This is a genomic window from Streptomyces sp. NPDC003035, from assembly GCF_042888285.1.
GTDB lineage: Bacteria > Actinomycetota > Actinomycetes > Streptomycetales > Streptomycetaceae > Streptomyces.
Genome location: NZ_JBIAPJ010000002.1, coordinates 408,913 through 433,425, shown reverse-complemented (window position 1 = coordinate 433,425; position 24,513 = coordinate 408,913). Strand labels below are relative to the sequence as shown.

The following is a 24,513-nucleotide window of genomic DNA, read 5'->3' as shown; positions in this document are numbered from 1 at the left end:
TGTACTCATGCAGCCCAGAAACATGTCCATGAGCGGCGTCGTCGACCTCGCCGCGGTGAAGGCGGCCGGAGAGGCCAAGGCGAAGGCGGAGCAGGCGCGTGCCGAGGCCGCCCGGCAGGGTGGGGTGACGGCGGTCTCCCCCTCTGCCCTGGTGATCGATGTCGACGAGGCCGGCTTCGAGCGCGATGTCCTGCAGCGCTCCGCCGAGGTTCCGGTCGTCATCGACTTCTGGGCCGAGTGGTGCGAGCCGTGCAAGCAGCTCGGCCCCCTCCTCGAGCGGCTGGCCGTCGAGTACAACGGCCGCTTCCTGCTCGCGAAGATCGACGTCGACGCCAACCAGATGCTGATGCAGCAGTTCGGCATCCAGGGAATTCCGGCCGTTTTCGCGGTGGTCGCCGGCCAGGCGCTGCCGCTCTTCCAGGGCGCGGCGCCCGAGGCCCAGATCCGCCAGACCCTGGACCAGCTGATCCAGGTCGGCGAGGAGCGCTTCGGCCTCACGGGCATCGCCGTGGACACGGAGGCCGACGCCTCCGGCGCGGCAGCCCCGGCCCCGATGCCGGCCGGCCCGTACGACGCTCTGCTCGAGGCGGCCATGTCGGCGCTGGACGCCGGCGACCTGGCCGGCGCCGTCCAGGCGTACAAGAACGTGCTCGCCGACGACCCCGGCCACCCGGAGGCCAAGCTGGGCCTGGCCCAGGCCGAGCTGCTCGCCCGGGTGCAGGACATGGACCCGCAGGCGGTGCGCAAGAGCGCGGCCGACGACCCGGCCGACGTCACCGCGCAGATCGCGGCCGCGGATCTCGATCTCGTGGGCGGTCACGTCGAGGACGCCTTCGGCCGGCTCGTGGACGCCGTGCGGCGTACGGCCGGCGAGGACCGGGACGCGGCACGGCTGCGGCTCCTGGAGCTTTTCGAGGTCATCGGCCCCGAGGACCCGCGGGTCACGGCGGCCCGTCAGGCCCTCGCACGCGTGCTGTTCTAGGCCCTCCGAACCACGCCGATTTGGCGACACAGTGACAAAACGCGGCCGCGCTTTACCAAAACTTGGTAATCGCGGCCGCTGTTACTTGCAGTAAATCGAACCCGGATTTCTGTCCGGATTTCACCGCACTCATCCTCCTATGTCGCCTTGCTCGACGGCACCCTGTGTGGCCGGGTGACATCGCCCTGTCGTGGCGTGGTTATCCACCCGTTACTAGTCAGTAACGAGCCCCTTGTGCCCCGGCCCGGAATGGACCACGATCGGCGACGCTCGGTCCGATACCGCACCAGCCCGGCAACCAACCGGGTTCGCGGCGAGGGTCCCCACCGAGCGGGCCGGCGGCAGTGGCGCCGGCCGTGGACAGGGGGGTTCCTGCTTTCACCGGCAGGGCCTGTCCAAGCAGGTTGCGCGCAAGGCGTGGCCAGTGGTTGTCGCTCGGGGGTGATCGCCGGTGGATCGGACGCGCCTCGCGCCCGGTGTTCGGCGCTCCTTCCCGAGGACGTAGCACTTCTCCCATCCCAGGAAGGGCCCTGGGCCCATCCGGAGATGTACGTCCGAGAAGGAGGATTCTCATGAAGTCCCAGGTTCGTGGCGGGACAAGATGGAAGCGGTTCGCCGTTGTCATGGTGCCGAGTGTGGCCGCGACGGCCGCGATCGGTGTCGGCCTGGCCCAGGGCGCGCTTGCCGCGTCCTTCAGCATCTCCGGCCAGGAGTTCAAGGTGAAGGCCGACAGTCTTGTCGGTAAGGACTTCGTCCAGTACGGCAGTGTCGCGGCGGGCAAGGACCTGCACGGCAAGCCGTTCGCCGAGCCGGTCGCTGTCTCGGGCTTCTCCGAGGCGTGGATCAGCAACATGTGCCAGTCCGTCGTGACTCCGGACGTGCCGTTCATCGGCAACGTCTCCCTGGAGCTGCGGGCCGGTACCGACCCGAAGAAGCCGGTCTACGCGAAGGACATCTACCTCGATGTCTCCTCGCTGAAGGCGGACGCCGAGTTCGGCAACATCGACATCGGCGTGGCCGCGGGCTCCCTGAAGGACCCGGGCATCCAGCCCGGCACCCAGGCGAACCCGTACGGCTTCTCGCAGCGCGCCAAGACGGCGAAGCTGACCAACGTGGAGCAGAAGGCGTGGGCGACCACCGCCGGAACGTTCAAGCTCAGCAACCTGAGCCTGAAGCTGCACAAGGGCACCAAGGAGTGCTTCACCGAGTAGTCACTCGGCGGCACCCGGCAACAACCGCCCGGCGGGCGCGGGCCGTCGTTCGTTCCGTACGGCCCCGCCCGTTCCCGGCCATCGCGCCACTTTCTCTTCTTCTCAGCAACACCGCTTCCAGGGAGCTGTCTTTCCATGAGCGCCGAGTCCACTGCTTCCCGCGGAGTCCCGAACCAGCGCCGTTTCCACGACTGGCGGGGCAGCCGACCGTTCTGGGCCGGCCTGTTCACCATGATCGGTGGCGTACCGATCGCCTACTTCCCGTACGCCGACCTGCGACTCGGCAACATGACGCTCGCCATGGCGACGACGGGTGGTGCCGGAGCACTGATCATCGGCGTCCTGCTGATGACGCTCGGACTGACGATGTGGTTCCAGCCCATCGTCCGGGTGTTCGCGGGCGTCGCGGCGATCGTGCTGGCGCTCGTCTCCATCCCGGTCTCCAACCTCGGTGGCTTCTTCATCGGGTTCCTGTTCGCCCTCGTCGGCGGCGGGCTCTCCGTCTCCTGGGCCCCTGGTGCCCCGGTGGAGGAGTCCGCGGAGCACACGGCGGAGCAGGCGGCCGAACCGGCCGGAGCCGTCGCGGGCGAGTACAAGTACGACGGTCCGCCGCTGGGCCCGGAAGGCGACGAAGGCGTCGACGCCGTCGAGCCGTTGCCGGTCCCGGAGCAGCGCGCCGGTGAGGAGCCGGACCCGCAGGCGGGTCCCGGTGCGCAGGCGACCGAAACGACGATCGACGCCAACGGCGGGAGGAACAGTGCGGGGTGACGAAACACAGTCGCCGCAGTCGGCGACGGCTGGGGACGGCGCCACTCTGGCAGGCAGGGGTCCGCGGCACGCGGCTCCGCGCAAGTCTCTGCTGAACAAGTTCCAGGGGCCGGCGGGCAAGGCGATGGCCCTGGCGGCCATGCCGACCGCCGTCCTGATGGGCATGGGCATGGCTCCCAAGCTCGCCCTCGCCGACGAGAAGGACATCCCCTTCGCACCCGGTCCGTGCGTGACCCGCTCGGACGAGCCGGTGACCGAGGAGTCGACGAAGCCCGCCACGACCGAGAGCCCGAAGCCGACGGCGAGTGCGAGCGCGACCACCTCGCCGAAGCCGGAGGCCACCAAGGAGCAGGAGTCGCCCGCGCCGACGGCCAGTCCGTCGGTCACGGCGGGTACGGAGCAGGGTCCCCTCACCCAGCAGGCCCCGGCCCCCGCTCCGACGCCCACCGCGACCAAGAGCGTCAACCCGCTCGACCCGCTGGGCGTCGGCGACAAGATCAGGGACTTCTTCGACGGGCCCGGCACCACGCCCACGAGCACGCCGTCGACGACCGTGCCGGCGCCGACCGCCACGGCGAGCGAGAAGCCGGCCACCACGACGCCTCCGAGGACGGACGTGGGGGACACGGCGGACAAGGCCGTGGGCAAGACCGGCACCCCGGCCGATTCCGCGGTGGACAGCGCCAAGTCCGCCATCAAGGACGCGGCCGGCAAGGTCGGCGCCAAGGTCGAGGAACTGCCCGCGGACGCCAAGGGCCTCGACGCCAAGAAGGACGAGGACATACCCGAGGGCGCCAAGCCGCGCTTCCCGTGCCCCGAGGCAGACCCGGAGGCGCTGGCGGCGGCGGAGCTGGAGCAGGGCATCCCGCTGCTCCCGGACGAGCCGTGGATCCTCAACAGCACGAAGCTCACGCTGAAGGGCCTCAAGTACCACGGCATCGTCGAGGTCAAGACGGGCAGCGGGAAGATCAAGAAGGTCCTGAAGTTCACCGCCAAGGACGGCGTGGACATCAAGGACCTGCACCAGCGCACCGTCCACTCGGACGGCTTCACGGGACACGTCCGGTCCGACAAGGGCTCGACGTCGACCATGACCGACGGCACGGTGACCATGTACACGGAGCGGCTGAAGGGGAACCTCTTCGGCCTGATCCCGGTCACCTTCAGCCCCGAGACGCCGCCGCCGCTCGACGTACCGTTCGCGGTCTTCACGGACGTGGAGGTCATCCAGGCGGGCCAGTTCGGCGGCACGCTCACGGTCCCGGGCCTGCGCAACACGATCGAGCCCAGCTGACCCCTGTAGCCCTTTCGGGAGCCGCACACGACGAGGGCCCCCGTCCGAACCGGACGGGGGCCCTCGTCATGCCAGGGGCGGGTGGGGGCGTCAGCCCTTCTCGGCGCCACCGAGGTGGTGCACCCGGACCATGTTCGTGGTGCCCGGGACACCGGGGGGCGAGCCGGCCGTGATGACCATGGTGTCGCCCTCGTTGTAGCGCTGGAGCTTCAGCAGCTCCGCGTCGACCAGGTCGACCATGGCGTCGGTCGTCTCCACGAACGGCGCGAGGAAGGGCTCGACGCCCCAGCTCAGCGTGAGCTGATTGCGGGTGGACTCGTCGGTCGTGAAGGCCAGGATCGGCTGCTGCGCGCGGTAGCGCGAGAGACGGCGGGCGGTGTCACCGGACTGGGTGAAGGCGATCAGCGCCTTGCCGCCCAGGAAGTCGGCGATCTCGGCGGCCGCGCGGGCGACCGAACCGCCCTGCGTACGCGGCTTCTTGCCGGGCACGAGCGGCTGCAGGCCCTTGGAGAGCAGCTCCTCCTCGGCCGCGACGACGATCTTCGACATCGTCTTCACGGTCTCGATCGGGTACGCGCCGACGGAGGACTCCGCCGACAGCATGACCGCGTCCGCGCCGTCCAGGATCGCGTTGGCCACGTCGGAGGCCTCGGCGCGCGTGGGGCGGGAGTTGGTGATCATCGACTCCATCATCTGGGTGGCGACGATGACCGGCTTGGCGTTGCGGCGGCACATCTCCACGAGGCGCTTCTGCACCATCGGGACCTTCTCCAGCGGGTACTCCACGGCCAGGTCACCGCGGGCCACCATGACGGCGTCGAAGGCGGCGACGACGTCCGCCATGTTCTCGACGGCCTGCGGCTTCTCCACCTTGGCGATGACGGGGACCCGGCGGCCCTCCTCGTCCATCACCTTGTGGACGTCCTTGACGTCGTCGGCGTTGCGGACGAAGGAGAGGGCGACCATGTCGCAGCCCATGCGGAGCGCGAAGCGGAGGTCCTCGACGTCCTTCTCGGACAGGGCCGGGACGTTGACCGCCGCGCCGGGCAGGTTGATGCCCTTGTGGTCGGAGATGACACCGCCCTCGATGACCACGGTCTTGACGCGGGTGCCCTCGACCTCGACGACCCGCAGCTCGACGTTGCCGTCGTTGATCAGGACCTGGTCGCCCTTGGAGACATCGCCCGGCAGACCCTTGTACGTGGTGCCGCAGATGGACTTGTCCCCGGGGACGTCCTCGGTGGTGATGGTGAACTCGTCACCGCGCACCAGCTCGACGGGACCCTCCGCGAAGGTCTCCAGACGGATCTTGGGGCCCTGGAGGTCGGCGAGGACGCCCACGGCGCGGCCGGTGTCCGCCACCGCCCTGCGGAGGCGGTCGTACCGCTCCTGGTGCTCGGCCTGGGTCCCGTGGCTCATGTTGAATCGGGCCACGTTCATACCGGCCTCGATGAGAGCCTTCAGCTGCTCATACGAGTCGACGGCGGGGCCCAGCGTGCAGACGATTTTGGAACGGCGCATGAGGCGGATCCTATCGGTTTGTTTCACTGCGGAATATTCCGTCTGGTGGAAAGTACAAATGGGCGCGGGGGCGCTCAGGCGTTCACTTCTCCATGCTCCGGTGCGACCAGGGCGAAGGTCTGGCGGGCGATCTCCAGCTCCTCGTCCGTCGGCACCACCGCGACCGCGACCCGCGCGGAAGCCGGCGAGATGATCCGTGCCTCGCCGGACCGTACGGCGTTCAGTCCGGCGTCCACCGTCAGGCCCAGCTCCTCCAGACCGGCGATGGCAGCTTCCCGCACCGGGGCCGCGTTCTCGCCGACACCCGCCGTGAACGCCACCGCGTCCACCCTCCCGAGTACCGCGTAGTACGCCCCGATGTACTTCTTCAGCCGGTGGATGTAGATGTCGAAGGCCAGGGCGGCCCGCTCGTCGCCCTCGTCGATCCGACGCCGGATCTCCCGCATGTCGTTGTCGCCGCAGAGCCCGACGAGCCCCGACTTCTTGTTGAGCAGGACGTCGACCTCGTCCTCGTCCATCCCGGCGACCCGCTTGAGGTGGAAGGTGACCGCCGGGTCGATGTCGCCCGAGCGGGTGCCCATGACCAGGCCCTCCAGCGGGGTGAGCCCCATCGAGGTGTCCACGCAGCGCCCGCCGCGGACCGCGGAGGCGGAGGCTCCGTTGCCGAGGTGCAGCACGATCACGTTCACCTCCTCCGGCGCCCTGCCCAGCAGCCGCGCCGTCTCGCGTGACACGTAGGCGTGCGAGGTGCCGTGGAAGCCGTACCGCCGGATCCGGTGCGCGTCCGCGGTCTCCACGTCGATCGCATACCGGGCCGCGTACTCCGGCATCGTGGTGTGGAAGGCGGTGTCGAAGACCGCGACCTGCGGCAGATCGGGGCGCAGCTCCATCGCCGTACGGATGCCGGTGAGGTTCGCCGGGTTGTGCAGCGGCGCGACCGGGACGAGCCGTTCGATCTCGGCCAGGACCGCGTCGTCGATCACGGTCGGGGCGGTGAACTTCAGCCCGCCGTGCACCACCCGGTGGCCGATCGCCGCCAGTTCGGGGGAGTCCAGGCCGAGCCCGTCCACGGCCAGCTCCTCGGCCACGGCCTTCAGCGCGGCGGCGTGATCGGTGATCGGACCGGTCCGCTCGCGCTTGGCCCCGACGCCTCCCACGAGCGGCGTGTGGACCAGGCGCGAGCTCTCCTCGCCGATCCGCTCGACCAGCCCGACCGCGAGCCGGCCGCTGTCCCGCATGTCCAGGAGCTGGTACTTCACCGACGAGGAGCCGGAGTTGAGGACGAGAACGCGCGTGGCGTGAGGGGCTGAGCGAAGCTCGTCTGACGGGGTGGTGGTGGGCGACGGGTGGGAAGTCATGCGGTGGGCTCCTGCGGGGACGGGACCTGGGACTGGATCGCCGTGATGGCGACCGTGTTGACGATGTCGCTGACGAGCGCGCCGCGCGAGAGGTCGTTCACCGGCTTGCGCAGCCCCTGCAGCACCGGCCCGACGGCCACGGCGCCGGCCGAACGCTGCACGGCCTTGTACGTGTTGTTGCCGGTGTTGAGGTCCGGGAAGATCAGTACGGTCGCCTGCCCGGCCACCTCGGACCCCGGCAGCTTGGTCGCCGCGACGGACGGCTCGACCGCCGCGTCGTACTGGATCGGGCCCTCGATCCGCAGCCCCGGGCTGGACTCCCGTACCAGCTTGGTCGCCTCGCGCACCTTGTCGACGTCCGCGCCCGACCCCGAGGTGCCGGTGGAGTACGAGAGCATCGCGATCCGCGGCTCGACACCGAAGCGGGCCGCCGTGGCCGCCGACTGGACGGCGATGTCGGCGAGCTGCTCGGCGTTCGGGTCCGGGTTCACCGCGCAGTCGCCGTACACCAGCACCTTGTCCGCCAGGCACATGAAGAAGACGGACGAGACGATCCGCGCGTCCGGCTTCGTCTTGATGATCTCGAAGGCGGGCCGGATGGTGGCGGCGGTGGAGTGCACCGAGCCGGAGACCATGCCGTCGGCAAGACCCTCCTGCACCATCAGCGTGCCGAAGTAGTTCACGTCGGAGACCACGTCGTACGCCAGCTCCACGGTGACGCCCTTGTGGGCGCGCAGCTCGGCGTAGTGCGCGGCGAAGGAGTCGCGCAGCTCCGAGGTCTGCGGATCGATCAGCTGGGTGTCCCCGAGCGCGATGCCCAGATCGGCGGCCTTCTTACGGATGACCTCGACGTCGCCGAGCAGCGTCAGGTCGCAGACGTCCCGGCGCAGCAGCACGTCGGCGGCGCGCAGCACCCGCTCCTCCGTACCCTCGGGCAGGACCACGCGACGGCGGTCGGCGCGTGCCTGCTCAAGCAGCTCGTGCTCGAACATCATCGGCGTGACCCGGCCGCTGCGCGCGAGGGAGATCCGCTTCAGCAGATCGGCGGTGTCCACGTGTCGCTCGAAGAGGCCGAGGGCGGTCTCCGCCTTGCGGGGCGTGGCCGCGTTCAACTTCCCCTCCAGGGAGAAGAGTTCGGCGGCGGTGGGGAAGCTGTTGCCGGAGACCGAGATGACCGGGGTGCCGGGCGCCAGACGGGCGGCCAGGGTCAGGATCTCCTCGCTGGGCCGCTCGTTCAGGGTGAGCAGCACACCGGCGATGGGCGGTGTCCCGGCCGAGTGGGCCGCGAGCGCGCCCACGACGAGGTCGGCGCGGTCCCCGGGGGTGACCACCAGACAGCCCGGGGTCAGCGCGTTGAGGAAGTTCGGCAGCATGGCGCCGCCGAAGACGAAGTCCAGAGCGTCCCTGGCCAGGCCCGCGTCGTCCCCGAGCACGACCTCGGCGCCCAGGTGGTGGGTGATCTGGGCGACCGTGGGGGCGGCGAGCGCGGGCTCGTCGGGCAGGACGTAACAGGGCACGGGCAGCCGGGCCGCGAGCCGCTCGGCGATGGCCGCGCGGTCGTCGGCCGCCACCCGGTTGACGACCATCGCGAGGACGTCGCAGCCGAGACCGTCGTACGCCCGGAAGGCGTTGCGGGCCTCCGCCCGTACCGATTCGGCGGGCTGGTCCTTCCCGCCGACGACGGGTATCACGGAGGCGCCGAACTCGTTGGCGAGGCGCGCGTTGATCGCCAGCTCGTCGGGGAGCTGGGTGGCGGCGAAGTCCGTACCGAGGACCAGCACGACCTCGTAGTCGCGGGCCACCGCGTGGAAGCGGTCGACGAGCCGGGAGACCAGCTCGTCGGTGCCCTGCTCGGCCTGGAGCGCGGAGGCCTCGTGGTAGTCCATGCCGTAGACGGTCGACGCGTCCTGGGAGAGCCGGTAGCGGGCCCGCAGCAGATCGAAGAGCCGGTCGGGGCCGTCGTGGACCAGCGGCCGGAACACCCCCACCCGGTCCACCTGGCGGGTCAGGAGCTCCATGACTCCCAGCTCGACGACCTGCCGGCCGTCCCCGCGGTCGATCCCGGTCACGTACACGCTGCGCGTCACGCCGTGGTCTCCTGTCCAGTCCTGTCCGCCCGGTCTCGTCAACCGAGTGTGTTCAAAAACCCCGATAGGGTGGCAATGCCCTCTTGACAATACCTCTGGGGGTGGCTAGGACGCAGGCCGGACGAAAGGCCTGGAACGGGAGGACTGAAGGCCCCCGAAGCCGGGCACGCGGAGTAGTCAGGAGCGCGGAGGCCGTACCGGGCGTGTGAGAATCGGCAGAGCTCACATGTACCACTACCGAGCAGGAGACACAGCACGATGCGCATCGGAGTTCTCACCGCAGGCGGCGACTGTCCCGGCCTGAACGCAGTGATCCGGTCGGTCGTGCACCGGGCCCTGACCGGCCACGACGATGAAGTCATCGGCTTCGAGGACGGGTTCAAGGGTCTCCTCGACGGGCACGTCCGCCCCCTCGACCTCAACGCGGTCAGCGGCATCCTCGCCCGCGGCGGCACCATCCTCGGCTCCGCCCGGCTCGAGCGCGACCGGCTGGCCGAAGCCGCCGCGTCCGCCCCGGAGATGGCGCGGAAGTACGGCATCGACGTGCTCATCCCGATCGGCGGCGAAGGCACCCTGACCGCCGCCCGGATGCTCTCCGACGCCGGGATGCCCGTGGTGGGCGTCCCGAAGACGATCGACAACGACATCTCCTCCACCGACCGCACCTTCGGCTTCGACACCGCCGTGGGCGTGGCGACCGAGGCCATAGACCGTCTCAAGACCACCGCCGAGTCCCACCAGCGCGTGATGGTCGTCGAGGTGATGGGCCGGCACGCCGGCTGGATCGCCCTGGAGTCCGGCATGGCCGGCGGCGCCCACGGCATCTGCCTGCCCGAACGCCCCTTCCAGATCGACGACCTCGTCAAGATGGTCGAGGAACGCTTCGCACGCGGCAAGAAGTTCGCCGTCATCTGCGTCGCCGAGGGCGCGCACCCGGTCGAGGGCTCGATGGACTACAAGAAGGGCGAGATCGACCAGTACGGCCACGAGCGCTTCCAGGGCATCGGCAACCGGCTCGCGGTCGAACTGGAGCGCCGCCTCGGCAAGGAGGCGCGGCCCGTCATCCTGGGACACGTCCAGCGCGGCGGCACGCCGACGGCGTACGACCGGGTGCTCGCGACCCGCTTCGGCTGGCACGCCGTGGAGGCCGCGCACCAGGGCGAGTTCGGGAGGATGACGGCGCTGCGCGGCACCGACATCCACATGGTGCCGCTGGCCGAGGCCGTCACGCAGCTGAAGACCGTGCCGGAGAGCCGGATGTCCGAGGCCGAGTCGGTCTTCTGACCCCGCCCGCCTCCGGGACGCCTCCGGGACGCCTCCGGGACCTCGGTCCCGGCGGCGTCCCGGCGTTCGAAGGGCCCCGACCGTCCCCCCGTGGACGGCCGGGGCCCTTCGTGCTTCCCCCGTGATCCCCCGTGTTTCCCCCGTGTCTCCCGGCTTTCCCCCGGTTTCTCCCATGGCGTTTCCGGCCGGGACCGGAATTGCCGATTTCCACTCTTGAGTCGAACCGCTCGATCAACAAGGCTTGGGCCTGTCCCGGACATGTCCCAACCCTGTCCGGGGGAGGGGCGGGGAGCGGGTATGACCGAGGGGTACGCCGGCGGGCGCAGCGCGCCGGACCCGCGAGAGGCCACCGACGCCGCCTCGTTCATCGCCCAGCTCCAGGCGCTCAAGGACTGGTCGGGGCTGACCTACCGCGAGCTGTCGGCCCGCGCCGCCGCACTCGGCGACGTCCTGCCCCGCTCGACCGTGGCCAACATGCTCGCGCGCTCGACCGTCCCCCGTGAGGAGCTCCTGACCTCCTTCGTCCGCGCCTGCGGGGTGGAGCCCGGGGCGCTGGAGGACTGGCAGACGGTCCGCAAGGAGCTGGCGGCGCACGGTGGGTACGTGCCCTCCGCCGCCGTCGCCCCCGCCACGGAGGACCCGCCCGCCCTCACCCCCGCCCCATGGCCCACCGCGCCCGCCCCCGACCCCGCGCCCGAGGGCGCGTCCCCCGGCCCCCGCTCGCGCATACGCCGCACACTCGTCGCGCTCGTCGCCCTCGCCGGACTCGTCCTCGCGGGGATCAGCGCGGTCGCCGTCCTCGTCCACGACGGTGGCGGCGACGGCGACACGGCGCCGGAGACCCCGACCGCGCCCGCCGAGGGGGACGTACGGATACGGGTGATCGGCTCGGATCTCTGCCTGAACGAACGGCGGGGCGGCCGCAGCGGCCAGATCCACCAGAGGGACTGCGAGGGCGCCGACGTCCCCCGCTACGCGCTCAAGGCTCTCGGCGCCGGCCTGTGGCGGATCGTCTCCGACCACCCGGACTACGGCCCCGGCTGCTCCGGCATACCCTCCGGGGGCCGCGTCGCGGACGCCGCGTTCGAGGACTCGGAGTGCGGCGACCCGTCCCGCGTCGAACGGTTCCGCCTGCAGCCCTTCGGCAGCCCCGTCACGGGCTACCGCATCGTCCCCGCGGACTCCGCGACGCCCGACTCCTGCGTGACCGTGACCGGTGACCGTACAGCGATGTGGGCGAAGCTGGCCCAGGCACCCTGCCGCCCGGACGCGCAGGGCCAGCTCTTCAGCTTTGACCGCCGAACCTAGCCTTGTCCGGCGGTTCGGACACCCTAGGGGGTGTCCACCAGGCGCTTGCGCAGCGACTCCACCACGGCCGGATCGAGACCCACGTGCCCGGTGACGTACGCGGACACCGAGCCGTACTCCGCGCGCAGGTCCGCCAGGAAGAGCCGCATGATCTCCGCGGGCGCCCGGCCGTAGCCCGGCCAGCGCAGTTCCCGCCCCGGGTGGGCGGCGTGCCAGTCGGCGATCAGCCGCTCGGTGGCCAGCTCGGTCAGGGCGAAGTCGTCCAGGATCTGTTCGTCCGAGACGTCGAGGAGGCTGAGCAGCACGGCGGCGAGCAGGCCCGTGCGGTCCTTCCCCGAGGCGCAGTGGAAGACGAGCGGACCGTCCGTGGCGGCGATCACCTCCAGGGCCTCGCGCAGCTCCGCCGCGCCGTCGGCCGCGACCTCGGCGAAGCGGTCGGCGAGGTAGCGCCACGGGTCGAGGTCCGGGTCGATCTCCGCCTGGTCGTAGGGGCGGTGTTCGATGCTCAGGTTGTGCCAGGCGATACCGTCGGACTCCGGCATCCGGCCCTTCGCGGCGATCTCCCACGGATAGCGCAGGTCGATCACGGTGGCCACGCCCAGCTCCTGGAAGCGGTCCAGGTCGGGGCCGCGCAGCTTGGCGAGGGAGTCGGAACGGTAGAGCACGTCCCAGCGGACGGAGCCGCCGTCGGCGGTCCGATAGCCGCCCAGATCACGGAAGTTGTGGAGGTTCTCGAAGGGTATGTGTCGTCTCACGCCGACACCCTACGAGCCGACCGCCTCCCAGAAGTGCTGGACGATCCCGTCCAGGTACACGCGGCCCGCGTCGCCGCTGTCGCCGGAGGCGCCCCAGCTGCTCGTCGCCGCCATCTTCGCGTGGTATTCCGTGTGCAGCCGCTGGAGCGCGTGCTCCAGGGTCCGCTTCGGCATGGGGAGCAGCTTCACGGCCGGGCGTACGTACGCCTGCCAGCGCGTCGTGGCCGCGTCCCGCAGCAGCTGGGCCAGGTCCTCGTCCCTGCCGGTCACCGTGAGCAGGGCGCGCGGGCCGAGGCCGAGGGTCTCGGCGAGGGCGGCGGTCTGGCGTTCGTTCCCGCGCCAGCGGCCCGATTCCTCCATCCGCTGGTAGGCGGCCGCGTCGAGACCCACCCGCCGCGCCAGGTCGTCCGGGGCGAGGCCGCGGGCCATCCGGTGCTCGCGCAGGGTGGTGGCGGCGGCGATCAGTTCGCCGGGGGCGCACCAGAGGACGCCGGCGAGCGCGGTGAGCTCCTGGGAGGTGGGGGCGAGCCGGCCGCGTTCCCAGGCGACGACGGTGTCGGGATGGACGTCGAGGCCGTACTGGGCGCGGAGACCGTAGGCGACATGGCCGGGGGCCATGCCGAGGCCTTCGCGCAGGCGGCGCGCGGCGAGGGCGTTGAAGGGAGGGGAGGGAGGGGAGTGTTGCACGCGTACCACGGTAGGTGCGGAACGTGACCATTGGCTACGGTGCGTTCACCCAAGGCCAGAAGTCGTAGAAACGTCGGAACCGGTCGGTAGCATTCCGTAATGATCTCTTCCGCTTTCGGTAATCGGCGCGGGGTGTCCGATGACCGGTGTCCGGGGGTCTGCACCCGCCCGGCTCAGCGGGTGATCGTCGTGATCCAGCGGTACTGGAGCTCCGGCCGGCCGATCTGCCCGTACTGCGGGGCCCGCGCGGCCCGTCCGTCCGAGACCAGGTGCTCCAGGTAGCGGCGCGCGGTGATCCGGGAGATCCCGACGGCGACCGCGGCCTCCGCCGCGGTCAGCCCGGCCGGCGCGTCCCGCAGGGTGCGGGTGACGGCCTCCAGGGTCGGAGCGCTGAGCCCCTTGGGGAGCGAGGCGGGCTGCGGGGTGCGCAGGGTGGCCAGCGCCCGGTCCACCTCGTCCTGGCCGGACGCCTCCCCGGCGCTGGCGCGGAACTCGGCGTACCGGGTGAGCCGGTCCCGCAGGGTGGCGAAGGTGAATGGCTTCAGCACGTACTGCACGACCCCGAGGGACACCCCTTCGCGCACGATCGCGAGATCCCGCGCGGAGGTGACGGCGATGACGTCGGCGGAGTGCCCGCCGGCGCGCAGCGACCGCAGCAGTTGCAGTCCGTGGCCGTCGGGCAGGTACAGGTCGAGCAGGATCAGATCGACGGGCACGCGGTCGAGCACGCGCACGGCGGCCGCCCGCGAGTGCGCGACCCCGACGACGGCGAACCCGGGCACCCGCCCGGCGTACAGCGCGTGCGCGTCGGCGGCGACGGGGTCGTCCTCGACGACCAGCACGCGGATGTCCTGGCTCATGCGGGAACCTCCACGTCGGGGGAGCCGGTCGCGGCGTCCGGCTGGGAAAGGCCCGAGACCGGCGCCGGACCGGCGGTCTCCGACGCGGCGGCCGCCGTCCCCGGGCCTGAGGCCGACGGCGCCGCGGACCCAGGCTCCACCGAGCCCGGCGCCGCGGGTCCAGGCTCCACCGAGCCGGCCGCCGCGGGCCCAGGTTCCGACCCTGGCTCCGCGGGTCCAGGCTCCACCGAGCCGGCCGCCGCAGGTGCAGGCCCCGACCCCGGCGTCGCAGGCCCAGCCCCCGCCCCCGCCCCTGCCCCAGGTTCCGCCGAGCCGGCCGCCGCGGGTCCAGGCCCCGACCCCGGCGTCGCGGGTCCAGGCCCCGACCCCGGCGCCGCGGGCCCAGCCCCAGCCCCCGCCCCAGCCCCCGCCCCCGACCCCGGCTCCGCCGTCAGCGGCAGGCGTACGGTGAACTCCGCGCCGCCCTCCGGCGCGCGGGAGAGGGTCACCGTGCCGCAGGCGCGGGTCGTCGCCTGGCGGACCAGGGCGAGGCCGAGACCGCGGCCCGGGCCGCGGGTGGACCAGCCGCGGTCGAAGGCGGCCTCCCCGTCGCCCGCGTCGATCCCCGGGCCCGAGTCGGCGACCCGGAGGAGGAGCTCGCCGTCGTGGGTGCGGGCCGTGACCGTGACCCGGGCGTGCGGCGTACCGCTCGCCGCCTCCACCGCGTTGTCGATCAGGTTGCCGAGGATCGTGACGAGGTCGCGGGACGGGAGCCCGGGCGGCAGCAGGCCGTCGTCGAGGCGACTGTCCTCGGTCAGGACCAGCTCCACCCCCGACTCGTTGGCCTGCGCCGCCTTGCCGAGAAGCAGCGCCGCCAGGACCGGCTCGCCGACCGCGTCGACCACCCGGTCGGTCAGCGCCTGGGCCAGCTCCAGCTCGGCCGTCGCGAAGCCGACGGCCTCCTCCACCCGTCCCAGCTCGATCAGCGAGACGACCGTGTGCAAGCGATTCGCCGCCTCGTGGGCCTGCGAGCGGAGCGCCTGGGTGAACCCCCGCTCGGAGGTCAACTCGCCTGACAGCGCCTGCAGTTCCGTACGGTCCCGGAGAGTGACGACCGTCCCCCGGCGCTCCCCGCCCACCACCGGACGCGTGTTGACCACGAGCACCCGTTCCGCCGTCAGGTGGAGCTCGTCCACCCGGGGCTCGGAGGCGAGCAGCGCACTGGTGAGCGAGACGGGCAATCCCAGATCCGCCGCCGACCTGCCCACCACCTCCGCGTCCAGACCGAGCAGCTCCCGCGCCCCGTCGTTGATGAGCGCGATCCGTCGCTGTCCGTCCAGCATCACGAGCCCCTCGCTCACCGCGTGCAGCGCGGCTTCGTGGTAGTCGTGCATCCGGCTCAGCTCGCCCGCGTTCATGCCGTGCGTGTGCCGCCGCAGCCGGGCGTTGATGACGTACGTGCCGACGCCGCCGAGCGCCAGCGCCGCCCCCGCCATGCCCAGGAGGGCCGCCACCTGCTCCCGTACCTGCTCGCTGATCCTCTCGATCGTGATGCCCGCGCTGACCAGCGCGACGACCCGGCCGCCGTCGTCGTACACCGGCGTGATCGTCCGGACCGAGGGCCCGAGCACGCCGAGGTGTGTCTCGGAGAAGGTCCGCCCCTGGACGGCCGGCTCGATGTGACCGAGGTACGTACGCCCTATCTGCTCCGGCTCCGGATGCGTCCAGCGCCTGCCGTCCGGGGCCATGATCACCACGAACGTGACCCCGGTCCGCTGCCGCACCGTCTCGGCGTACGGCTGGAGCCGCGCCGTCGGGTCCGCCGAGCCGAGGGCCTCCACCACCGAGGGGGAGCCGGCGACGGCCGTCGCGGTCGCCGTGGACTGGCGGCGCGCGGTCTCCTCGGCCTGGGAGCGGTCCGTGACGTACGCGAAGACGGCGCATCCGGCCACGATCGCGGCCACCAGCACGACCTGCATCGCGAAGAGCTGGCCGGCGAGGCTGCGGGGCCGGGGGAACGGGAGGCGCATGCCGGTAAGTGTGCCTGGCCGGATTTGCGCCGGGGAATCGGCGTTCCCGAATCGTTCTCCGTGAACGAAACGAACGTAAGGGTGACCCCGGTCACAGGCTGATGGATAGTCGCGGAGATCCACCGGGACGTGGACATCCATCAGTACGAGGAGGACCCCGTGGCCGCACAACGGGACCGTACCCATTACCTGTATCTCGCAGTCATCGCCGCCGTGGTGCTGGGCATCACCGTCGGCTTCGTGGCGCCGGGGGTCGCCGTCGAGCTCAAGCCGCTGGGCACCGGCTTCGTGAACCTGATCAAGATGATGATCTCGCCGATCATCTTCTGCACGATCGTTCTCGGCGTCGGGTCGGTCCGCAAGGCCGCGAAGGTGGGGGCCGTCGGCGGACTCGCGCTCGGGTACTTCCTCGTGATGTCGACCGTCGCCCTCGCCATCGGCCTGCTCGTCGGCAACCTGCTGGAGCCCGGCTCCAGCCTCCACCTGACCAAGGAGGTCGCCGAGGCCGGCGCGAAGCAGGCCGACGGGGCGAGCGAGTCCACGGTGGACTTCCTCCTGGGAATCATCCCCAAGACGCTGGTCTCCGCCTTCACCGAGGGCGAGGTCCTGCAGACCCTGCTCGTCGCCCTCCTCGCGGGCTTCGCGCTCCAGGCGATGGGCAAGGCCGGGGAGCCGGTCCTGCGCGGCATCGGGCACATCCAGCGGCTGGTCTTCCGCATCCTCGGCATGATCATGTGGGTCGCCCCGATCGGCGCCTTCGGTGCCATCGCGGCGGTCGTCGGCGCGACCGGCGTCGACGCGCTGAAGTCGCTCGCGGTCATCATGATCGGCTTCTACGTCACCTGCGCGCTCTTCGTCTTCGTGGTGCTCGGCGCGCTGCTGTGGCTGGTCGCCAAGGTCAACATCCTCACGCTGCTGAAGTACCTGGGCCGCGAGTTCCTGCTGATCCTGTCCACCTCCTCCTCCGAGTCGGCGCTGCCGCGGCTGATCGCGAAGATGGAGCACCTGGGCGTCAGCAAGCCCGTCGTGGGCATCACCGTGCCGACCGGCTACTCCTTCAACCTGGACGGCACGGCGATCTACCTGACGATGGCCTCGCTCTTCGTCGCCGAGGCGATGGGCAACCCGCTCTCGCTCGCCGAGCAGATCAGTCTGCTGGTCTTCATGATCATCGCGTCGAAGGGCGCGGCGGGCGTGACCGGCGCGGGCCTCGCGACCCTCGCGGGCGGCCTTCAGTCGCACCGGCCCGAGCTGGTCGACGGTGTCGGCCTGATCGTCGGCATCGACCGCTTCATGAGCGAGGCCCGCGCCCTGACGAACTTCGCCGGCAACGCGGTCGCGACGGTCCTCGTCGGCACGTGGACCAAGGAGATCGACAAGGCGCGGGTCTCCGAGGTCCTGGCCGGCCGGGTCCCGTTCGACGAGAAGACCCTGGTCGACGACCACGCTCCGGCCGGGGACGAGGAGTCGTCCGTCCCCGACTCGCGGGCCGAGGGTGCCGCGGCGGGCGAGGAGAAGGCACGCGCGGGCGTCTGACGAGACCCTGCGAGAAAGACCGCCCCGGGTCCCGGGCCTTGAGCCGGATCCGGGCACCGGGGAACGGAGACGACCCCGGCCGCGTTCCTCGCGGCCGGGGTCGTCGCGTGGTGTGGCGCCGCGGTCAGGAGAAGGGGATCCTGACGACCGACTGGTTCCCGACGCCGACCGTGCTCGGCCCGTTCCCGATCGCGTTCCACACCTCGATCCGGACCCGGCCGTTCACCAGGTCCCCGTGGCTGCCGGTGGCCGACTTCAGACCTCTCGCCTGGGTGTAGTGCTCGTAGCCCGGTACGGGATCGGTGGCGAAGTACTGGTACGTCTCCACCCGCTCCCAGGTCCCGTCGCCCGTACGGTCGTAACTCACGCGTACCTGCTGCCCGTTGGCGATCACGGATCCGGCGTCCACGAACAGGTCGAACTGCGTCGAGCCGCCGTTGAAACTCCGGGTGACCGGGCCCGAGGTGAAGACCTGCGCGCCGGCCGGGCTGCCGTCGTGGTTGGCGCCGCCCGCCGAGGCCAGTGTGACCGCGGAGGCCGCCGACTGTGCGTCACCGGCGCCGCCGCCCGTCCGCAGGTACAGCTGCGAGGAGCCCGACGGCGGGGGAGTGGTCGGCGGCGGAGTGGTCGGCGGGGTCGTCGAGCCGCCGCCCTTCGTCCACACGGCCACATAGTCGACGAGCATCGGCCGTCCGGACACCGTCGCGGCCGTCGGCGTCTTCCCGGCCAGCGCGTCGGGGAAGGCCCCGCCCATCGCCACATTGAGCAGGAGGAAGTAGCCCGCGTGGCTGGTCATGTCGGCCCAGGCCTGCGCGCCGATCCTGGTCTCGTTCACGCTGTGGAAGAGCTGGTCGTCCACGTACCAGCGCAGTTCGTTGGGGGAGACCGAGCGGTCCCACTCGAAGCGGTACGTGTGGAAGGCCGACTGGCAGCTCGCGCCGGGGCAGGTGCGGCTGGCGCCGATGCCGGTGGTCTCGCCGCAGGGGCCGCCCGGGTTCACCCCGCAGTGCAGCACGCCCCACACCGAGTTGACGCCGTTGACGTTCTCCATGATGTCGAACTCGCCGATGGCGGGCCAGTTCCAGTAGTTGCCCCGGTAGGGCGCGCCGAGCGCCCAGAAGGCGGGCCAGTAGCCGAGGGCCGCGTCACCCGTCACGTTCGGCATCTGGATCCGGCCCTCGATGCGCAGGGTCCCGCCCGCCGGGGCCTTGAAGTCGGCGCGCTTGGTCTCGATCCGGGCCGAGGTCCAGTTGCCCGCACCGTCCTTGAGCGGGGTGATCCGCAGGTTGCCGGTGCCGTCGAGGCGCAGGTTGTCGGGGCTGGAGGTGTAGTTCTGTATCTCTCCGGTGCCCCAGTTGGCGGGGCCGCCCGGGTAGCCGTGGCCGGTGTCGATCTGCCACTCGGCGGCGTTCGGCAGGGCGCGGTCGGGGCCGTTGAAGTCGTCGCTCCACTGGAGCGACCAGCCGGGCGCCGGAGGTACGGCGCCGCTGGCGGTGCCGGCTCCGCCGAGGCCGATGAGGGCGCCGGCGGCGAGGGCGGCGGCGAGGAGCGAGGCGAGCAGGGGGGTGCGTCGGACGCGGCTCAAGGGACACCTCCGGTGAGGATGGTGCACGAGGGGGGTCGAGAGCCCGGTTGAGAGCGCTCTCAGGCAGCTTTTGTAGTCGGAGACACGGGCCCCGTCAATGGGGCCCGCGCCTTCGGATGTCACACGCTCAGCTCGGCCAACTCCTGTGCAGTGAGCACGAGTTCGCTCGCGGCCGCCGAGTCCCGTACGGTCTCCGGCCGGCTCGCCCCGGGGATCGGGAGCACCGTCTCCGCGCGCGAGAGCAGCCACGCGAGGGCCACCCGCTGCGGACTGACGCCCCGCGCCCGCGCCACCCGGTGAAACCCCCCGAACTCCGGGTCCGCCTCCAGGGCGGACGCCCCGTCCAGCGAGCTGCGCGAGATCCCGCCCAGCGGGCTCCAGGGCATGAAGGCGAGACCCAGTTCCGCGCAGAGCCTCAGCTCCGCCTCGGCGGTCCGTACGGCGGGGGAGTACCGGTTCTGCACGGAGACCAGCCGGTCGCCCAGGATCTCCCGCGCGAGCCGGATCTGCGCCGCGTCCACATTGGAGATCCCGGCCAGCCGGATCGTGCCCGCGTCCAGCAACTCCCGTAGGGCTCCCAGCGATTCGGCGTACGGAACGGCCGGGTCCGGCTTGTGCAGCTGGTAGAGCCCGATCTGTCCGCCCCCGAGCCGGCGCGCCGACGCCTCCGCCGCCCGCCGCAGGTGGGCGGGCCGGCCGTCCACGGTCCAGCCGCCGTCGGCCGTCCGCCCGCGCCCGCCCTTCGTCGCCACCAGCACATCGTCCGTCCGGCCGCCGTACGCGGCCAGTGCCCGCGCCACCAGCAGCTCGCCCTCGCCCGGCTCGCCGCCCGGTGGATGGTAGGAGTCCGCCGTGTCGAGCAGGGTCACCCCCGCGTCGAGCGCCGCGTGGACCGTGGCCAGGGCGCGGGCCTCGTCGGGGCGGCCCTCGATGGAGAGCGGCATGGCCCCGAGGCCGATCGCCCCGACCCGTACGTCCCCCAGCATCCGGTACCGCATCAGCGCGCCCCCAGCGTCTCGGCGAGGGCGGGCGCGAGCCACTGCGCGGAATTCCCGAAGGAGAATCCGAGCGCCGTCGCACGGGAGTTGTCCATCGCGTACGAGCGGGTGAAGGAGAACGGAGAGACCTCGCCGACCTCGACCTCCTGGAAAACGGTCCTGCCGCCCACCTGTCGCTCGATCTCCGCGCAGATCTCCGCGGTGGTGAGCGGACCATGGGAATGGGCGTTGACCGGTCCGGTGAATTCGGCCTCCACCGCCCAGGCGAGGAATTCCGCGATCTCCTCGACATACACATAGGTCGCCGGACGGTTCACCACCGGAACGGCGATCGGCTCGCCCTCCCGGATGCGGCGCGCGTAGTGGTCGACCCGGCCCGTGAAGTCGTCCCCACCGCCCAGCACATGCGCGACCCGCACCGCCGTGTACGGGAACGGCGGCTCAGCCGCGAAGACGGCCTCCGCCTGCCGCTTTCCCTCCCCGTAGTGCGCGTCGAGGAACTCCGGTTCGTCCCACGGGAGATCGAGGTCGACGGTGACCTCGCGGGCGTCCACGGCCTCCTCCCGTACCGGCGCGGCCGAATCCTCGTACTCGTACACCTCCACCGTCGAGGTCATCACATAACGCCTCGTGCGCGGCCCGAACACCCGCCGTGCGACGGCCGCCTGGCGCGGGGTGTAACAGACCTGGTCGACCACGACATCGAAAGTCCGCTCCCCGAGCGCGCTTTCCAGAGCCGCCCCGTCGTTCCGGTCGGCGACCAGATGGGTCACCCCCTCCGGAACACCGGAAGAACCCCGGTTGAGCATCGTCACGGCATGTCCGGATTCCAGGAGACGGGACGTCAGCCGCTTTCCGAAATAGCGGTTCCCGCCGATGATCAGAATGTCCATACGACAAGTGTTACGTTGGGCGCTCGCTGTCTGAAGGGGGAAACATGGGAGTCCAGGCCGCCGCACCGAAGGAACCACGGCATCTGCGGTCCGCCACCGAAGAAACCTCGGCGGGTGCCTTCGACCCCATCGACCGGCAGATCCTGGAGCTCGTCCAGACCGACGGCCGGATCAAGCTCAGCGAACTCGGCCGGCGCGTCCGGCTCAGCCCCGCGGCCGTCACCGAGCGGGTGCGCCGCCTGGAGGCGTGCGGCGCGATCACCGGATACGGAGCCCATGTCTCCGCGGCCAGGCTCGGCTACGGCATCCAGGCCTTCATCCGGGTCGACCCGCACGGCGGCTACACCCTCAAGCACCCGCGGACGCTCGAACTCACCGCCCGGCCCGAGATCCGCGAGGTCCACCACGTGGTGGGCGAGGACTGCTGGATCCTCAAGGTCGCCGTCACGGACACCATCCATCTCGAGGAGATCCTGGAACAGACCTCGGCGCTCGGCCGGACGACCACCTCGATCGTGCTGTCCACCCCGGTGGAGCGCAAACCCCTGCTCCCTCCCGACGCCTCGATCCGGTCCTGACAACAGGCCGTCTTTCCGGATGAGTCGGTGAACCCACGGATCAGAGATCGTCGGGCCAGAGGGCGAAGGCCGTGTGTCCGGTGAGCGGTCGCACCATGCGGAAGTGCCGGCGGTCCAGGGTGAGCAGCGCGTCCGTGTGGTACTCGGCTGCCATCACGATGTTCATCGTGTCGGTCAGTCCGATCTGTGGATAGCGCCGCATCGTGACCAGAGCAGTGGACAGATGCGGCTCGACCTCTGGTACGGCGTATCTGCGCTCCGCCACCCGGTCGCGGATATGTGCCAGCGCGGTCTGGGCCGCCGACGCGCTGATACGAGCGGTCAGCAGGTAATCGAGCTCAGCCAGGACAAGAGGCGTGATCACCAGATGGGAAGCTCGAGCGAGAGCCTCGCGGCAGGCGCCGTGTGCCGGATCGTCCCCGTCGTAGAAGGCGTACAGCCCCGAGGTGTCAGCGACAAGAACGGTCATGCGCCGAATCCGTCGAGGTAGTCGCCACGTCCGGCCGACCAGTCCAGGGCCTGACGATGTCCGCTGTGCAGGACGGGCGCCGACTCATCCTCACCCATCGGATCGACCGGGTGCAGTGGGACGGTTTCGTCGCCGACGGGGGACAGTATCGCCACGGGCCGCCCGTTCTTGGTCACGACGATGCGCTCGCCCCGTTCCGCGGCGGCGAGGATCTTCGAGGCGTTCTGGTTGAACTCTCGCGCAGTGGTCTCCATGTACTACACGGTACTACCCCAGGGGTCGTGGGTGCACTGCCCCACGCTCCTTGCCTTGACGTCGGCGTCAAGGCCTACGTTCGTCGGTATGCGAATCGGCGAGCTGGCCGAGCGGGCCGGAACGACCACGCGGACTCTGCGCTACTACGAGTCCCGTGGCCTTCTGGCCGCCCGGCGGACGGAGAACGGGTACCGCACGTACGACGAGGACGACCTGCGCCTGCTCCAGCAGATCAGGACCCTGCAGGACTTCGGGTTCGAGCTGGAGGAGACCCGGCCGTTCGTCGACTGCCTGCGGGCGGGGCACCCGGCGGGGGACGCCTGTCCCGCCTCGCTCGACGTGTACCGGCGCAAGCTCGACGAGCTGGACGGACTCGTCGAACAGCTCCAGGCGGTGCGCGCCCAGGTCGCCGCACAGCTGCTGCGGGCCGAGGCGGAGCTGCCCGGTGGCCCGGAGCCCACATGCGAACTCGGAGGAGGACGGACATGATGCGGGTCGCGGGTGTCACCGAGGTGACGGACGCCGACTTCGACGCCGAGGTACTGGGCGCGGAGCTGCCGGTCCTGGTGAAGTTCACGGCGGACTGGTGCGGTCCGTGCCGCCAGCTGGCGCCGGTGCTCGGTGCGATCGCCGCGGAGGAGGCGGACCGGCTGAGGATCGTCCGGCTGGACGTGGACAGGAACCCGGAGATCACGCTCCGGTACGGCGTGATGGCGACGCCGACGCTGATGGTGTTCCGGGCGGGCGAACCCGTGACGTCGATGGTGGGCGCCCGCCCGAAGCGCCGGCTCCTCCAGGAACTGGAGGACGTACTCGCCTGACCGGCCCCCGCCCCCAGCTCGGTGCTGTGCGCCCCGACGAGGGCCTCGACGCGGTCGAGGACCCCGCCCGCACGGTGGTCTCCTCGCGGACAGCGGGCGAGCGACCGCACAGGATCATTCGCGCAGAACCAGCCGCACGCGGCGGGTGACCACGTTGACCGCGGTGACCTCGAAGGTCAGCTCGTCCCCCGCGCGCGGCGAGCGGCCGTCGAGGTCGTCGCGGTCGACCAGGGCCTCGACGCCGTCGTCGACGAGGAGGAGGGCGCCGGAGGGGACCGTCCTCGTGACGCGCCCCGTCCGGACACCGCCGAAGCCGGCGCGTGCGAAGGCGCGCAGCGGGTCGGGCTCCAGGCTCTTGAGGGAGAGGGAGATCCGCTCCCGGCCCAGGTCGACGCCCAGGACCTCGAAGGTCAGCTCCTGGCCCTCCCGGATGACGTCACCGGGGACGTCGTACACCCCCCAGGAGACCTCCGGGATGTTCATCATCCCCTCCACCCCGCCCAGTTCCACGAAGGTCACGTGGAAGCTCGCGAGGTGCGAGACGACACCCGTGACGACGTCGCCCCGCTCCAGGCCGTGCAGGAACGCCGCACGCTCCTCGCCCTTCAGGCTCAGGGTCTCCCGAGCCTCCGTGAACGCCGCCTCGCTCAGCAGCGGCCGCCACCGGGTGAACAGCTTCAGCAGACCGCCGCCGTACCGGGACCGCAGCGCGCGGTTCTCCCGCAGCACGTCCAGTTCGTTCGCGGCCGTCAGTTCCGCGAAGTCCTTCCGCTGTCGCGCGGTCGGCGCGAAGGTCTCGCCCGTGAATCGGTCCCGGAACGGACCGCCGTCCTGCCCGATGCCCGCGTACGAGAAATCCCGGTCGCAGCTCGCGTAGACGTACACGAGTTCCTCCGCCTCCGCGCCGATCGCCGCCTTCAGCACATCCCGGCTTTCCAGCGGCAGCAGGTGCTCGGCGAATCCGTCCGTGCCGTAGAAGGCGTGGCACAGGCCGGCGAGCCGCAGCTCCTCCCGTGCGCCCCAGGCGGCCAGCCGGGCCTCGACCCGGTCCAGGTGGGCGAGCAGAGTGCCGCCGGGGTGGGCCAGCGTGTCCGCTCCCCGCGTGATCAACAGCTCGCGTGCCGTGTCTCTCCCCATGATCCCCATGAGACACAAAAATACCCCGACTAAAATTGAAGTCGGGGCTGTTTCTCGCGTATATTCAGGGATTCCGTGTCCATGCACAGTCCAGGCACAACAAAAACACGGGAAAGT

22 protein-coding genes and 1 pseudogene are annotated in these 24,513 nt (G+C 71.1%); 10 read left to right on the top strand and 13 right to left on the bottom strand.

Annotation, left to right across the window (positions count from 1 at the left end; translation table 11 throughout):
* Positions 1-7 precede the first annotated feature (7 nt).
* The 4 genes from ACFYV5_RS08090 to ACFYV5_RS08075 all read left to right on the top strand — a co-directional run bounded on the left by ACFYV5_RS08090 (position 8) and on the right by ACFYV5_RS08075 (position 4,255).
* Positions 8-982, top strand: coding sequence for a tetratricopeptide repeat protein (locus ACFYV5_RS08090; protein WP_355107844.1), 975 nt, complete (start codon positions 8-10; stop codon positions 980-982).
* A gap of 572 nt (positions 983-1,554) precedes the next feature.
* Positions 1,555-2,193, top strand: a complete 639-nt coding sequence (locus tag ACFYV5_RS08085; protein ID WP_355107842.1) for a DUF6230 family protein — start codon at positions 1,555-1,557, stop codon at positions 2,191-2,193.
* Between the two features lie 135 nt (positions 2,194-2,328).
* Positions 2,329-2,961, top strand: a complete 633-nt coding sequence (locus tag ACFYV5_RS08080) for a DUF6114 domain-containing protein (RefSeq protein WP_355107840.1) — start codon at positions 2,329-2,331, stop codon at positions 2,959-2,961.
* Positions 2,951-4,255, top strand: a complete 1,305-nt coding sequence (locus ACFYV5_RS08075; protein ID WP_389165767.1) for a hypothetical protein — start codon at positions 2,951-2,953, stop codon at positions 4,253-4,255. The genes ACFYV5_RS08080 and ACFYV5_RS08075 overlap by 11 nt, the downstream gene beginning before the upstream one ends.
* 90 nt (positions 4,256-4,345) lie before the next feature.
* Here ACFYV5_RS08075 and pyk read toward each other — a convergent pair whose 3' ends face one another.
* The 3 genes from pyk to pta form a co-directional block, all read right to left on the bottom strand.
* Positions 4,346-5,776, bottom strand: a complete 1,431-nt coding sequence (gene pyk, locus ACFYV5_RS08070) for a pyruvate kinase (RefSeq protein ID WP_355107836.1) — start codon at positions 5,774-5,776, stop codon at positions 4,346-4,348.
* A 74-nt stretch (positions 5,777-5,850) separates the two neighbouring features.
* Complete coding sequence (locus ACFYV5_RS08065; protein WP_389165762.1) at positions 5,851-7,134, bottom strand: acetate kinase; 1,284 nt, start codon at positions 7,132-7,134, stop codon at positions 5,851-5,853.
* Positions 7,131-9,221 carry a phosphate acetyltransferase gene (gene pta, locus ACFYV5_RS08060; RefSeq protein ID WP_389165759.1) on the bottom strand — a complete coding sequence of 697 codons (2,091 nt, stop codon included), beginning with the start codon at positions 9,219-9,221 and terminating at the stop codon, positions 7,131-7,133. The genes ACFYV5_RS08065 and pta overlap by 4 nt, the downstream gene beginning before the upstream one ends.
* Positions 9,222-9,479: 258 nt before the next feature.
* Between pta and ACFYV5_RS08055 the strand changes: the two genes are divergently transcribed.
* Together ACFYV5_RS08055 and ACFYV5_RS08050 are read left to right on the top strand one after the other, a co-directional pair.
* Positions 9,480-10,505 (top strand): ATP-dependent 6-phosphofructokinase, encoded by a 1,026-nt coding sequence (locus ACFYV5_RS08055; RefSeq protein ID WP_355107830.1) that lies wholly within the window; start codon positions 9,480-9,482, stop codon positions 10,503-10,505.
* 297 nt (positions 10,506-10,802) lie between these two features.
* Entirely contained in the window at positions 10,803-11,813 is a 1,011-nt protein-coding gene (locus tag ACFYV5_RS08050; RefSeq protein ID WP_389165754.1) for an RICIN domain-containing protein, read from the top strand.
* Between the two features lie 23 nt (positions 11,814-11,836).
* Here ACFYV5_RS08050 and ACFYV5_RS08045 read toward each other — a convergent pair whose 3' ends face one another.
* The 4 genes and pseudogenes from ACFYV5_RS08045 to ACFYV5_RS08030 all read right to left on the bottom strand — a co-directional run.
* Positions 11,837-12,568, bottom strand: a complete 732-nt coding sequence (locus ACFYV5_RS08045) for a tyrosine-protein phosphatase (RefSeq protein ID WP_389165751.1) — start codon at positions 12,566-12,568, stop codon at positions 11,837-11,839.
* A 9-nt stretch (positions 12,569-12,577) separates the two neighbouring features.
* Positions 12,578-13,186: a helix-turn-helix domain-containing protein gene (locus tag ACFYV5_RS08040; RefSeq protein ID WP_355108357.1), complete on the bottom strand. Its 609-nt coding sequence runs from the start codon at positions 13,184-13,186 to the stop codon at positions 12,578-12,580.
* A 242-nt stretch (positions 13,187-13,428) separates the two neighbouring features.
* Positions 13,429-14,115 (bottom strand): response regulator, encoded by a 687-nt coding sequence (locus ACFYV5_RS08035; protein WP_355107825.1) that lies wholly within the window; start codon positions 14,113-14,115, stop codon positions 13,429-13,431.
* Positions 14,116-14,528: 413 nt separating this feature from the next.
* Positions 14,529-16,124, bottom strand: a pseudogene (locus ACFYV5_RS08030) (ATP-binding protein); the annotation flags it as partial.
* 159 nt (positions 16,125-16,283) lie between these two features.
* On the opposite strand from ACFYV5_RS08030, the gene ACFYV5_RS08025 reads away from it, so the two are divergent.
* Entirely contained in the window at positions 16,284-17,660 is a 1,377-nt protein-coding gene (locus ACFYV5_RS08025; RefSeq protein ID WP_389165743.1) for a cation:dicarboxylate symporter family transporter, read from the top strand.
* 124 nt (positions 17,661-17,784) lie between these two features.
* Here ACFYV5_RS08025 and ACFYV5_RS08020 read toward each other — a convergent pair whose 3' ends face one another.
* From ACFYV5_RS08020 to ACFYV5_RS08010, 3 genes are all read right to left on the bottom strand, one after another.
* A complete protein-coding gene (locus ACFYV5_RS08020) occupies positions 17,785-19,245 on the bottom strand; it encodes a glycoside hydrolase family 16 protein (RefSeq protein WP_389165741.1) in 1,461 nt (486 codons plus the stop codon).
* A 119-nt stretch (positions 19,246-19,364) separates the two neighbouring features.
* Positions 19,365-20,243, bottom strand: coding sequence for an aldo/keto reductase (locus ACFYV5_RS08015; RefSeq protein ID WP_389165739.1), 879 nt, complete (start codon positions 20,241-20,243; stop codon positions 19,365-19,367).
* Positions 20,243-21,136, bottom strand: a complete 894-nt coding sequence (locus tag ACFYV5_RS08010; protein WP_389165736.1) for an NAD-dependent epimerase/dehydratase family protein — start codon at positions 21,134-21,136, stop codon at positions 20,243-20,245. Before ACFYV5_RS08010 ends, ACFYV5_RS08015 begins: the two co-directional genes overlap by 1 nt.
* 44 nt (positions 21,137-21,180) lie before the next feature.
* On the opposite strand from ACFYV5_RS08010, the gene ACFYV5_RS08005 reads away from it, so the two are divergent.
* Entirely contained in the window at positions 21,181-21,714 is a 534-nt protein-coding gene (locus ACFYV5_RS08005) for an Lrp/AsnC family transcriptional regulator (RefSeq protein WP_389165733.1), read from the top strand.
* Between the two features lie 40 nt (positions 21,715-21,754).
* On the opposite strand, the gene ACFYV5_RS08000 is transcribed toward ACFYV5_RS08005, so the two are convergent.
* Positions 21,755-22,183 carry a PIN domain-containing protein gene (locus tag ACFYV5_RS08000; RefSeq protein ID WP_355107813.1) on the bottom strand — a complete coding sequence of 143 codons (429 nt, stop codon included), beginning with the start codon at positions 22,181-22,183 and terminating at the stop codon, positions 21,755-21,757.
* Positions 22,180-22,437, bottom strand: a complete 258-nt coding sequence (locus ACFYV5_RS07995) for a type II toxin-antitoxin system prevent-host-death family antitoxin (protein ID WP_355107811.1) — start codon at positions 22,435-22,437, stop codon at positions 22,180-22,182. Before ACFYV5_RS07995 ends, ACFYV5_RS08000 begins: the two co-directional genes overlap by 4 nt.
* 88 nt (positions 22,438-22,525) lie before the next feature.
* Here ACFYV5_RS07995 and ACFYV5_RS07990 point away from each other — a divergent pair, with 88 nt between their 5' ends.
* The gene (locus ACFYV5_RS07990) at positions 22,526-22,927 is read left to right on the top strand and encodes a MerR family transcriptional regulator (RefSeq protein ID WP_355107809.1); all 402 of its coding nucleotides are present in this window, start codon (positions 22,526-22,528) and stop codon (positions 22,925-22,927) included.
* The gene (gene trxA / locus ACFYV5_RS07985) at positions 22,924-23,259 is read left to right on the top strand and encodes a thioredoxin (RefSeq protein WP_355107807.1); all 336 of its coding nucleotides are present in this window, start codon (positions 22,924-22,926) and stop codon (positions 23,257-23,259) included. Before ACFYV5_RS07990 ends, trxA begins: the two co-directional genes overlap by 4 nt.
* Before the next feature lie 114 nt (positions 23,260-23,373).
* Here the strand turns inward: trxA and ACFYV5_RS07980 are convergent, their stop codons facing one another.
* On the bottom strand, positions 23,374-24,396 hold the full coding sequence (locus tag ACFYV5_RS07980; RefSeq protein WP_389165726.1) for a DUF6817 domain-containing protein: 1,023 nt from the start codon (positions 24,394-24,396) through the stop codon (positions 23,374-23,376).
* Positions 24,397-24,513 lie beyond the last annotated feature (117 nt).

What these genes read in the sequence shown, in the direction of transcription:
- ACFYV5_RS08090 (WP_355107844.1), top strand. Translation starts at nt 8, where the DNA reads ATGCAGCCCAGAAACATGTCCATGAGCGGCGTCGTCGACCTCGCCGCG.
- ACFYV5_RS08085 (WP_355107842.1), top strand. Translation starts at nt 1,555, where the DNA reads ATGAAGTCCCAGGTTCGTGGCGGGACAAGATGGAAGCGGTTCGCCGTT.
- ACFYV5_RS08080 (WP_355107840.1), top strand. Translation starts at nt 2,329, where the DNA reads ATGAGCGCCGAGTCCACTGCTTCCCGCGGAGTCCCGAACCAGCGCCGT.
- pyk (WP_355107836.1), bottom strand. Translation starts at nt 5,776, where the DNA reads ATGCGCCGTTCCAAAATCGTCTGCACGCTGGGCCCCGCCGTCGACTCG.
- ACFYV5_RS08065 (WP_389165762.1), bottom strand. Translation starts at nt 7,134, where the DNA reads ATGACTTCCCACCCGTCGCCCACCACCACCCCGTCAGACGAGCTTCGC.
- ACFYV5_RS08055 (WP_355107830.1), top strand. Translation starts at nt 9,480, where the DNA reads ATGCGCATCGGAGTTCTCACCGCAGGCGGCGACTGTCCCGGCCTGAAC.
- ACFYV5_RS08050 (WP_389165754.1), top strand. Translation starts at nt 10,803, where the DNA reads ATGACCGAGGGGTACGCCGGCGGGCGCAGCGCGCCGGACCCGCGAGAG.
- ACFYV5_RS08040 (WP_355108357.1), bottom strand. Translation starts at nt 13,186, where the DNA reads ATGGCCCCCGGCCATGTCGCCTACGGTCTCCGCGCCCAGTACGGCCTC.
- ACFYV5_RS08035 (WP_355107825.1), bottom strand. Translation starts at nt 14,115, where the DNA reads ATGAGCCAGGACATCCGCGTGCTGGTCGTCGAGGACGACCCCGTCGCC.
- ACFYV5_RS08015 (WP_389165739.1), bottom strand. Translation starts at nt 20,243, where the DNA reads ATGCGGTACCGGATGCTGGGGGACGTACGGGTCGGGGCGATCGGCCTC.
- ACFYV5_RS08010 (WP_389165736.1), bottom strand. Translation starts at nt 21,136, where the DNA reads ATGGACATTCTGATCATCGGCGGGAACCGCTATTTCGGAAAGCGGCTG.
- ACFYV5_RS08005 (WP_389165733.1), top strand. Translation starts at nt 21,181, where the DNA reads ATGGGAGTCCAGGCCGCCGCACCGAAGGAACCACGGCATCTGCGGTCC.
- ACFYV5_RS08000 (WP_355107813.1), bottom strand. Translation starts at nt 22,183, where the DNA reads ATGACCGTTCTTGTCGCTGACACCTCGGGGCTGTACGCCTTCTACGAC.
- ACFYV5_RS07995 (WP_355107811.1), bottom strand. Translation starts at nt 22,437, where the DNA reads ATGGAGACCACTGCGCGAGAGTTCAACCAGAACGCCTCGAAGATCCTC.
- ACFYV5_RS07990 (WP_355107809.1), top strand. Translation starts at nt 22,526, where the DNA reads ATGCGAATCGGCGAGCTGGCCGAGCGGGCCGGAACGACCACGCGGACT.
- trxA (WP_355107807.1), top strand. Translation starts at nt 22,924, where the DNA reads ATGATGCGGGTCGCGGGTGTCACCGAGGTGACGGACGCCGACTTCGAC.
- ACFYV5_RS07980 (WP_389165726.1), bottom strand. Translation starts at nt 24,396, where the DNA reads ATGGGGAGAGACACGGCACGCGAGCTGTTGATCACGCGGGGAGCGGAC.